Source organism: Flavobacterium sp., assembly GCF_036405015.1.
Taxonomy (GTDB): Bacteria; Bacteroidota; Bacteroidia; order Flavobacteriales; family Flavobacteriaceae; genus Flavobacterium.
This window is the reverse complement of sequence record NZ_DASWYK010000121.1, coordinates 53457-63530: the sequence shown is the minus strand read 5'-3', so window position 1 is coordinate 63530 and position 10074 is coordinate 53457. Positions and strand designations below refer to the sequence as shown.

Sequence of the window (10074 nt, the reverse complement as noted above, 5' to 3'; positions counted from 1 at the left end):
AACAAAAGATGATTTTTTGACAGCAGTAATTCCTGCAGTTGAACATTTGGTTAAACAAACAAACGAAATCAATTTTTTGTTGGTCTTAGATACAGATATTGAGAATTTTACAGCAGGAGCTTGGATTCAGGATGCTCTTTTAGGATTAAAACATCTCGGAAAGTGGAACAGAGCAGCAATTGTAACAGATACAGATGAAATAATATCGTTTACCAACGGATTTAGTTTTATAGTTCCTGGTGAATTTCGAGGCTATAAAAAAGTAGAGTTTAATAAAGCTTTAAATTGGGTAGAAGGAAACATTTCGTAAAGTATCTCAAGAAGATAACAAAAAAGAGCATTCAAAATCTGAATGCTCTTTTTTTATGATTTGATACTGATTATTAGTGATTGTATTCGATACCGCTGCTTGATTTAGCATCAATTTTTTCTTTAGCTACTTCACTGTATTTTTTATAACAAGCAGATGCTAAAATTGGTAAAGCGATACTTCCGACAACTGCACTGGCTTTTGGATGCCCTGTTTTTTTAAGAACCGCCGAAGCAACAAGAGCTCCAACGCCGGCAAAAACCATTTGTTTTACAGAAAGATTAAGTGATTTCTTTGACTCAGGAGTGATTCCGTGTAATAATGGGTCTATGAAATTTAAATTGTCCATAATGTTAATTTATTTAGTTGTTAATTATTGTAATTCTTATTGTTTTTCTATTTCAGTTTCACTCTCGATTTTCTCGATTTCAACCTTTTCTTTTTTAATAGCCTGACGCAATAAAGCAAAAAGACTCATGTATACATTTGCTACAAAAACCAGAGAAAACCCTGCCAAAATATAGCCTCTCCAATCATTTAACAAAAGTTTATAATCGCAAAGAATCAAAAAGGCAATTGTAACGTAGTGGCTAAAGCAATATTCGCAAGTTAGCAGATAGAAAAATTTTCGTGACAATAAAAACCTGTCATTTTTGGAATGTCTGACACACCATTCGTGAGGTTCTCTAAAAATTTCTTCGTGCGTAACAGTCCAGCTAATGCACGCAATAGGCACAGCCAAAACAAAAAGCCAGATGATTTGTGTTACAATTTCCATGTTTTAATTTCAGATTATTCTCTTGGATGATTTTCAGGATAATGCTCGGCATCAAAATCATCAAGTTCTTCGTCCTCATCTAAATCGCGATCTTTTTCTTCATCTAAATCGGGATCATAATCGTCGTTTAGATCATTTTCGGTATCGTCGTTTGTAATGGCATCATCTTCATTTATCACCCTTTCCTGATTTGGAATGTTCTCTGCTCTTACATTTGAATGCTTTTCAAAATCTTGTTTTGGATGCGATAAATCTTCAACAAATTCTTCCTGATATTGATAAGGATCTTCATCTCTTGCATAATTATCGTTATCAATAAGAGTTTTTTGTTCGTAATAATCAGGGTCGCTTTCGCCAAATTCCTTGTTATTGTGTTTTTTCAGCTCTTGTTTATATTCATCTTCAACAGAATATGTACCATCAACAAGAGTATTTTGATCTATATGATCCGGATCAAATTGTCCGTAATCATGTTCGTGACGCTTTTCCATAATCATGCTTTTTAAAGTTTGTATTTTTACAAATTTACCAAGCCATTACCTGTTTTTTCTTATAACAATACTTATTATAGTTGCATAATTAACAGTTACTTAAATTGTAAGTGTTGTAAGAAATTATGTAAATTGATGACCGTTAAACATTCTAAATTTGATTACATAAAGTTAAGAAATTAAATGAAAATTATATGGCATTGGATAAGGTTACGAAGTGTTGTCAGGCTTTAATAGAGCAAAATTTAACGATATCTTTTGCAGAAAGCGCTTCTGCAGGAAAAATGTGTTATGAATTTTCGACTGTAATGAATTCAGGTAAAATTTTAATGGGCGGAATTATTTGCTATCATTCTTCCATGAAAGAAGATTTACTACAGATTCCGTGGGGAACAATTGAAAAATACAGCGCAGAATCTGCCGAAGTGACGCAACTTATGGCACAGCATTTTTCACGATATGTTCAGTCTGATATTTGCGTTGGTTTAACTGGTTTGACCACGCCTGGCGGAAGTGAAAATGAAGAAAAACCAGTCGGAACTATTTTTATTCATATCATTTTTCCAAATAAGGAAGTAGCCGAACGTTTTGAATTTAAAGGAAATGCCGAAACTATAATCGATCAAGCGATTAATGCTGTTGCTGAAATGATTTTACATGAAATTAAGTAGAAAAAATGTAAATTTATAGCTTTGTGTAATTAGACTTTAAGAGGTTATTTATGAAGAATCTATATCGTATTGGAGAATTAAAACCATTAACTAAAATTGAAATTGACGATTACGAAAAACTTGCATCTTTACCTGTTGATTATACAACGTTTTTATCAATTTACGGTACAGGTTCTATCAATGAGTTACTAATGATTCAAAAACCAGACGAGGATTACATTCGATCTAATTTTGGAGATTATATGGATTTTTGGAACTTATCCGAAAAAGAAGAACAATTATTACTCAATTCGCTAACCATTTCTACAACAATCGATGGAGATATCATTACAGCAATTGATAATACCGAAACCCCAATTGTTATTTTACCACGTCATTTAGATGAAGTTGTTTATTTCGAAAACTTCGAGAATGTAATAAACTATTATGATACTAAATACAATTTCAGAAATGAACTGTATTTTGATCCCGCTCATAATTTTGAACAAGAATATATAAGTTTTGTTAAAGACGGTTTCTTAGATAAAGTTTTATTTGATACTGTTCAATCTATTTTTTTAAATACGATTTCTTTTGATAAATCGTATAATACAGAAGTTCAGCCAAAGTATATAATCCAGAAAATAGGAGGATGGGTGTACTTTGACAATATTGGAAAAAGTGCTGTAAGAGTCAAATATCAAAAACAGTTTAAAGAAGAAGCAGATAAAATTTTAAAGTTATTTCAAGTCTAATTTTGATGTTTCAAAAAATAATGTTCCGTAGGAACATTTCGTCGGTAGTAAAAATCAGGATTAGTCGGATTTTTACGTTCTGTAGGAACGTTTGATTAAAGACATTAGGAATATATTTTATTTTCAGAGCGTTTAAAAAGAAGAATTATTTTGTTAAAATTATATATTTGCATCTGTTTTTAAATCGGTTGCAATGAATCTTGAAGAAAAAAAAATTAAATCAAAATTTGGAGAATTAAAAATGGGTAAGGGACCTCAAAATGATTTTCATTGGTTTTGTGAGGTAGAAATTAAAGATTGTATTTTTCCTGAAAAAATACCTATTAGTATTTTTACCAAAAAGCCTGAAATTTCAAAAGGTATGATTGAATTTGTTGAAGAGGTAGTTTTAAATATTAATAGCTATTTAGAGTCGGCAATACTTTTTGTTAAGAAGGTTTTGACTAATGAAAAAGAAGAATATAAAATAAAAGAAAACGAATACATTTTTTTAGATTTAGATTTTCGCAATTTTCCTATAGATTTACCCGAATTAAATTTTACAGAAGGAGCAGATGAGTGGATGATTAGATTTGCAGAAGGTAAATTTGACATTTGTTATCCTTATGGGATTGGAGTAAATTTTAAAAATGACAAACCATTTAGTGTTGAAAATTTAGAAGATTCTGAGTTTATAGAATAGAATTTTTACCAAATAAAAAAGTCGTAAAGTTAATTTTTTACGGCTTTTTATTTGGTTAAATTTGCATCTCAGGAATTTGATTGACTTTTTATGAAACCCCTCAATAATTTTAGCGTTAGAACATACGCAATCTGTGAAAATAATAATAAAATCTTAGCTCTTTACGAATATCACAAAGGAAAAATCTACTGCAAACTTCCAGGTGGCGGTGTCGAATTTGGAGAAGGAATATTAGACTGTCTTCACAGAGAATTTTTAGAAGAACTGAATGTCAAAATCGAAATTGTCGAACATTTATATACACAAGAACATTTCGTTGAATCAATTGTAGATGACGGCAGACAATTGCTTTTGATTTATTATATAGTCAAAATCAACAACATCGAAGAAATGGCCATCAGTACTCCTGATATTGAAAGATTTGAATGGATTGATGCTAACGAAAATCCTTTTGTTTTACCAATTGATAAAATAGCTCTTGCAAAATATAGAGAAAGAATCAAAATTTAAAGCAAATACTTATGTTCCGTTAGGAACATTTCGTCGGTAAAAACCAGAATAAGTCAGGTTTTTTTACGTTCCGTAGGAACGTTTGACTAAAGACATAGAAATGTTAATCAAACGTCCACAGGGAACTTTTTGTAATTAGGACTTTTAATTACTTTTTAATATAAATCGAACCATTTTTAATGGTCTTTTTCTCCAATTTTCCTTCTTTATGTAGTTTTTCCAGAATGTCTTTTGCCTGTTCATTAGAAATATCCAAAATCACTGCATATTCTTTGGGAGCTAGTGTTGTGAAAGTATCAAACAAAGCCAACGGATTTGTATTTGGAATGTTTTTCTTTTTAGCGTCAGGAAAAATGGCTGATAATGCATTTTCATAAGAAGCATAAGGTTTTGAACCATAAACGGTCAATTGATTGTTATTTCCATCAGAGAAAAATAAAGTTGGAAATCCTCTCACTCCAAGTGATTTTCCGAGTTTTAAATCTTCCTCAAAAAGTTTTTTTGCATCGCCCTCATAATCTGTTTTCAGTTTCTGAACATCTAAATTTGCTAGTTTTGCAGCTTCGACGATATTTTCCCATTTCGCAATATTCTTTTTATCCAAATACAAACCTTCTCTCAAGATTCGCATAAATTTTACCGCTTTTTCTTTACTCTGAATTTGTGCTGCTTTCATAGCAATACAAGAAGGATTAGAAGAATCCAGCGGATCTTCAATCCATACATTACCATCAATTGGCATTTCGTAATACAAACTTGCTTCATCCCAATGATGTGCTACATCTGATGGTTTGCTGATTCCGCCACTATTATAACTCCAATTAGGTAATAAACCGCCCATTCGGTAATCGATTTCAAAATAATCGCCGTATTCTAGTTTTAATTTTCTAAGTTGAGGTTCGATTCCCCAGCATGAAGAACAAATCGGATCTGTATAATAAATGATTTTAACCGGTTTATTTTCTGTTGGAATAGAGACAGTTTCGTTTGATTTTTCACCAACTGGCATTTCGCACATTCCCGTTTCAGGATCGCATAATAACGGATTTGTTGTGTTCTCGTTCATTTTTGAATTAGTTTGTGATTGACAGCTCACACTGCAAATCAGGATTAATAACAACGACAGTATTTTCATGAAAATGTTTTTAAAATTTACTCTCGGACTTTTTGTTTTACAAAGGTCATTCGAATTTCTACGTGAGTCAATTAGTCAAAAAAATGTGACTAGAGAATAATTCTAATTTTAAGTAATCATCATTTTATTCAAAAATCATATGGATCAATCATAAAGTAATTGCAATCTTACAAAGATTTGCGTATTTTCACATTTTTGTAAAATATATATGCCGAAGTTATGATTGATATAGAGAAGAAAGAATATATTCTGATTCCGTTTAACCAAATCGGAGAGGAGAATTGGAAAGTCAATACTCAAAAAATTATTGAAGCTATTGCTGATAATTTTGGAGACGATTTAAAAAAGCCTGTTTCAAAAGAAGAGATTCTGGCTCTCGAAACAAAATTGGGAACTACCTTACCAGAAAACCTAAAATTATTTTACGAAACATTCGGAATTGCGGATATTGGCGAACAACTTCAAGATTTTCCAGAAATAGACTGGATTAAAGATATCTGGGCCGATGCACCTCAATATGGTCCTGATTTTTCAGATGAAGATAAGTTAGTATTACCTTATTTGATTTCGTTTAGCGATTATTTAGGTAATGGCAATATGTTTTGTTTTCACAGCGAGACAAAAGAAATTTATTATTACGATCACGATGAAACGCCTTATCTAACCAAAATATTCAATTCTGTTGATGATTACCTAAAAGGCTGTCTAATTTTTGCACAGGCAGATTTAGCTTCAGATAATAAAGCTGATCATTGGACAGAAGAAGTTGTAATTGAACTTCTGGGAGAAAAAACAGTTAAAAAATGGAGGTATTAATTCTATATAAATAGATAAAATGAATTACATACAAAAGATAAAACGCCTTTACAAACTATCTGAGACAGAAAATTACGGATTTTCTAACGAAGAAATGATTGCTCTTGAAAAACAATTAGAGGTAAAATTACCCGTAAAATTTAAAGAGTATTACCAAGAATTAGGAAAAGAAGAAAACCTAAATTACGTTTATAACCGCCTTTTAAAACCTGATGATGAAATTGAATTTTCAGACGATGATTTTTTAGTTTTTTATGAAGAAAATCAAAATGTAGTAATCTGGGGAATCAAAAAAGAAGATTTGGTTAAAGACAATCCACCCGTTTATGGCAATTATGATACGATTGAAAAATCAGATTGGGAAATTGAAACCCAGACAACAGAAGACTTCTTTTTAATGATGGCTATTTATAACGGAACTTTCGGAGGATTGCAATACAATGGAAATTTCATAGGAGAAATAGACGCTGAAATGGTCAAAAAAGTTCAGGAAAAATGGATTTTGGTACCCGAAATCAGCAGAGACAATCAAAAAATATATACTGATGATTTTTATGATGTAATTAGTTTATCATTCGATAAAAATAACAATTGTACAGCTGCTTTTATTGGAACCAGCGATCAAGAACGTTTTGATTCAATTTTGGATGTAATAGACATTGATTGGTCTTATCTTTCATATGACGACGACGAAGAATATTATGAAGATGAAGAGAATGAAGATTAATTCAATTAAAACAAATAATGATGTGGTTTGATAAATTTGAGTTTTTCGACAAACAACCAGGATTAACAGAACCAATTCCAGAAGATTTATTTACAAAACCGTATTCAGAAACAGAATTAGAGACATTAAACAAGATCAGGAATTTATACCCAGAAGGGATGGCTCCAGATATTATTGAGATTCCAAAAGAGATTAAAATTCCCGAAGAATATGTAGAACTTTTAAGATATTGTAATGGAGGCGGGATTTTAAACGGCGATCGTGAATTTGGATATTTTTCGATGACAGACATTCGCGAAATGTATATCGCGTATGGTTTTCCGTTTTGGGCACCCGAATTTCTTCCAATAGCTTTAAATGGCGGAGGAAAGTTTTATGTATACGATTTTAGGAAAGAACAAACACCTTCGATTCTTGTTGTTTCTTCAGGAAATATAGGTTACGACGATGACTGCTGGGGATTTCTCGGTAATACATTAGAAGAGGTTTTAAATAATACAAACAATATTGAAGATGTGCTGGATTAACTAGTTCAGCCGTAAAAGAAAAAAATGAGAGAACTAAACTATTTAGTAAAAATAGAAGGAAACGAAGCGCTTTTAGAGAAATTTATTGAAGCGATTAATAATAACACAGTTAAAATAGCCAAAGATTATCCAAATCCGTATGAACTGGATTCGGGTGAACGATTTTTAAATAGTTCTGTAATAAAATACTTTTTTCAGACAAGACAATTTTCAAAAGAACTGTATGTTGAATTTTTTGAAAAATTAAGAAAACTGAGCAGTTTTAAGGAAATCAGTTATACCATCGGAGAATGGATCAAGGAGCATGTAACGAACAAGTTTTTTGATGTAAAAAAAGAATATTGGGAAGAAATTATGACCAAAAAAACAAACTCAGAAATCTCGATATCTGAAGAAGAAAAAGAGATTTTATCTTTTGTTTGTTATGTAGCAGTTTGTCATATAAAATACGGAGCAAGTTACGAATCTGTTACCGCAAACCGATATTTTGATATGGTAACCGAATTAGGTTCTAATGAAGTAGCAGAATTAAAGAAAAACGGAACAGGCAAACTGCCAAAAGAACTCATCGAATACAAAGACAATGATTTAACAGCCAAAGCTAATGATGTTTTTGCTACAATAAATATAAAACTGGCAAATGATAACGAAGAAAGTTATAGTAAAGCTTTAACTTTTATCAATAAATTGCTGCAGACAGATTTTCCTAAAAGTTTCGAAATTAGTTTTTCATCCAAAGGAAAAGAATTGCTACCAATAAAAGGACTTCCAAAATGTGGACAAAATTACCTTTTTGCTGGCGCAGTAAAATATCAAAATCTTCATAAAAGTATTTTAGAATACATAAGTCTTGCTAAAAAAGAATACCAATGGTATACGAATCTTGAAGCTGAAAATTGTGCGATGCCTTCTACTTTTGCTGTTTTGGCTTTAGGATTACAAGATGAAAAATATTTTGATACGTTGATTGATTACTATCAAACTGTAGATGAAGAACATCAATCCATTCAACAGAAATTTACGTCAGTGTTTCTAGAAAAATTTGGTATCAACGAGAAATCGATAAAAGTCTATATCAGTGCGATTTTATCAATGCAGGAACATCCGCATAACAAAGTATTTGCTTCCTACTTCTCGAATGAAAATAGTTTAAAACTGCTGTTAGAAAGCAAGGAGAATTTTGCGAAGTATTATTTTACTGAAGAAAATATGAAAGATTTTTTAGATGAAAGCGAAGCTCAAGAAATGGCAGATTATTATTGGGAAGGTGTGATGTATACGACGTTTGGACAAATGGAAAATTTTTCTAAAATTGGAAAAATGCTTAGTAATGAAGGAAAATTAATATTTGAGAAATTGCAAATGAATGAACAAAATTAATATAGCCAAAACTGCAAGGAAATCAATATAAGATTACTGAATGAAAAAAGGTTAGAATTATTGATGTCAAGAAAGTGATGTTCTTAAACATAACATTGATTAGATCAAAAAAATGTTCCGTTAGGAACATCTCGTTGGTAGAAAAAAAATGATGATGAATGGATTTACGTTCCGTAGGAACGTTTGGATGATGACATAGAATGGCAAACACGTACACACAATTGCATATACAGTTTGTTTTTGCAGTAAAATACAGAAAAGCATTAATTGCAAAAGAATGGAAGGAAAGATTACATCAATATATAACTGGAATTATTCAATCTAATCAACATAAAATGTTGTGTATAAATAGTATGCCAGATCATATTCATATATTTATTGGGATGCGTCCAAATCAATCTATTTCTTCCTTGATTCAGAATGTAAAAACAGAAACAAGCAAATGGATTAAGGATCAAAATTTGTGTTTAAATTTTGCTTGGCAGGAAGGTTATGGAGCTTTTTCATATTCAAGAAGCCATGTTTCCAATGTAATTCGTTATATAGAAAATCAGGAAGAACATCATAAGAAGAAAACATTTTTAGAAGAATATCAAGAGATGTTGAAAGTGTTTGAGATCGATTATGATTTGAAATATATTTTTACGGAACCGATGGAGTAGCGTAGATATTCGGTGATATGTCAAATGTTCCTACGGAACAATATGCTGGAAGGATATTATTAGTGTTACCGACGAAATGTTCCGCTGGAACATTTATGATATGTTTACGTTCCATCGGAACGTTTGGTCGGTAGCAAAGAAATAATCGTTGGCGATTTTACATTCCATCGGAACGTTTGGTCGATAGCAAAGAAATAGTCGTTGGCGATTTTACGTTCCATCGGAACGTTTGGTCAATAGCAAAAAAATAATAGTTGGCGGTTTTACATTCCATCGGAACGTTTTGTCGGTAGCAAAGAAATGATCGTTAGTGGTTTTTACGTTCCATCGGAACGTTTTGTCGGTAGCAAAGAAATGATCGTTAGCGGTTTTTACGTTCCATCGGAACGTTTTGTCGGTAGCAAAGAAATAGTCGTTGGCGATTTTGCGTTCCATCGGAACGTTTGGTCGGTAGCAAAAAAATAATTGTTGACGATTTTACATTCCATCGGAACGTTTGGTCGGTAGCAAAAAAATAATCGTTTGACGATTTTACGTTGCATCGGAACGTTTGGTCGGTAACAAAGAAATGATCGTTAGCGGTTTTTACGTTCCATCGGAACGTTTGGTCGGTAGCAAAAAAAATAGTCGTTGGCGATTTTGCGTTCCATC

Annotated in this window: 15 protein-coding genes; 10 read left to right on the top strand and 5 right to left on the bottom strand. The window is 31.7% G+C overall.

Translation table 11 applies throughout. The annotated features are described in order from the left end of the window. Nucleotides 1-310 (top strand): STAS/SEC14 domain-containing protein (locus VGE71_RS09530; protein WP_331138118.1); only part of this gene is annotated, 310 nt, incomplete at its 5' end. 73 nt (nucleotides 311-383) lie between these two features. Here VGE71_RS09530 and VGE71_RS09525 read toward each other — a convergent pair. Genes VGE71_RS09525 through VGE71_RS09515 form a run of 3 tightly spaced genes read right to left on the bottom strand, consistent with a single transcriptional unit; the run spans nucleotide 384 to nucleotide 1579 of the window. Beyond that, on the bottom strand, nucleotides 384-659 hold the full coding sequence (locus VGE71_RS09525) for a PrgI family protein (protein ID WP_144219499.1): 276 nt from the start codon (nucleotides 657-659) through the stop codon (nucleotides 384-386). A 36-nt stretch (nucleotides 660-695) separates the two neighbouring features. Beyond that, the gene (locus tag VGE71_RS09520) at nucleotides 696-1088 is read right to left on the bottom strand and encodes a hypothetical protein (protein WP_331138117.1); all 393 of its coding nucleotides are present in this window, start codon (nucleotides 1086-1088) and stop codon (nucleotides 696-698) included. Between the two features lie 14 nt (nucleotides 1089-1102). Beyond that, on the bottom strand, nucleotides 1103-1579 hold the full coding sequence (locus VGE71_RS09515) for a hypothetical protein (RefSeq protein WP_331138116.1): 477 nt from the start codon (nucleotides 1577-1579) through the stop codon (nucleotides 1103-1105). A gap of 194 nt (nucleotides 1580-1773) precedes the next feature. Here VGE71_RS09515 and VGE71_RS09510 point away from each other — a divergent pair, with 194 nt between their 5' ends. The 4 genes from VGE71_RS09510 to VGE71_RS09495 all read left to right on the top strand — a co-directional run bounded on the left by VGE71_RS09510 (nucleotide 1774) and on the right by VGE71_RS09495 (nucleotide 4176). Continuing rightward, nucleotides 1774-2250: a CinA family protein gene (locus VGE71_RS09510; protein WP_331138115.1), complete on the top strand. Its 477-nt coding sequence runs from the start codon at nucleotides 1774-1776 to the stop codon at nucleotides 2248-2250. A gap of 50 nt (nucleotides 2251-2300) precedes the next feature. Further along, nucleotides 2301-2984: a hypothetical protein gene (locus tag VGE71_RS09505; RefSeq protein ID WP_331138114.1), complete on the top strand. Its 684-nt coding sequence runs from the start codon at nucleotides 2301-2303 to the stop codon at nucleotides 2982-2984. A gap of 193 nt (nucleotides 2985-3177) precedes the next feature. Beyond that, nucleotides 3178-3666, top strand: coding sequence for a hypothetical protein (locus tag VGE71_RS09500; protein ID WP_331138113.1), 489 nt, complete (start codon nucleotides 3178-3180; stop codon nucleotides 3664-3666). A gap of 90 nt (nucleotides 3667-3756) precedes the next feature. Beyond that, nucleotides 3757-4176: an NUDIX domain-containing protein gene (locus VGE71_RS09495; protein WP_331138112.1), complete on the top strand. Its 420-nt coding sequence runs from the start codon at nucleotides 3757-3759 to the stop codon at nucleotides 4174-4176. A 148-nt stretch (nucleotides 4177-4324) separates the two neighbouring features. On the opposite strand, the gene VGE71_RS09490 is transcribed toward VGE71_RS09495, so the two are convergent. Then, on the bottom strand, nucleotides 4325-5242 hold the full coding sequence (locus tag VGE71_RS09490; protein ID WP_331138111.1) for a DsbA family protein: 918 nt from the start codon (nucleotides 5240-5242) through the stop codon (nucleotides 4325-4327). Nucleotides 5243-5530: 288 nt separating this feature from the next. Here VGE71_RS09490 and VGE71_RS09485 point away from each other — a divergent pair, with 288 nt between their 5' ends. From VGE71_RS09485 to tnpA, 5 genes are all read left to right on the top strand, one after another. After that, the gene (locus tag VGE71_RS09485) at nucleotides 5531-6127 is read left to right on the top strand and encodes an SMI1/KNR4 family protein (RefSeq protein ID WP_331138110.1); all 597 of its coding nucleotides are present in this window, start codon (nucleotides 5531-5533) and stop codon (nucleotides 6125-6127) included. Between the two features lie 19 nt (nucleotides 6128-6146). Beyond that, nucleotides 6147-6854, top strand: a complete 708-nt coding sequence (locus VGE71_RS09480; RefSeq protein ID WP_331138109.1) for an SMI1/KNR4 family protein — start codon at nucleotides 6147-6149, stop codon at nucleotides 6852-6854. Between the two features lie 17 nt (nucleotides 6855-6871). After that, complete coding sequence (locus VGE71_RS09475) at nucleotides 6872-7381, top strand: SMI1/KNR4 family protein (protein ID WP_331138108.1); 510 nt, start codon at nucleotides 6872-6874, stop codon at nucleotides 7379-7381. Between the two features lie 24 nt (nucleotides 7382-7405). Continuing rightward, nucleotides 7406-8761, top strand: a complete 1356-nt coding sequence (locus VGE71_RS09470) for a DUF6138 family protein (protein WP_331138107.1) — start codon at nucleotides 7406-7408, stop codon at nucleotides 8759-8761. Between the two features lie 200 nt (nucleotides 8762-8961). Then, nucleotides 8962-9423, top strand: coding sequence for an IS200/IS605 family transposase (gene tnpA / locus VGE71_RS09465; RefSeq protein ID WP_331138106.1), 462 nt, complete (start codon nucleotides 8962-8964; stop codon nucleotides 9421-9423). Nucleotides 9424-9633: 210 nt separating this feature from the next. Here tnpA and VGE71_RS09460 read toward each other — a convergent pair whose 3' ends face one another. Next, complete coding sequence (locus VGE71_RS09460; RefSeq protein ID WP_331138105.1) at nucleotides 9634-9858, bottom strand: hypothetical protein; 225 nt, start codon at nucleotides 9856-9858, stop codon at nucleotides 9634-9636. Between the last annotated feature and the right edge of the window lie 216 nt (nucleotides 9859-10074).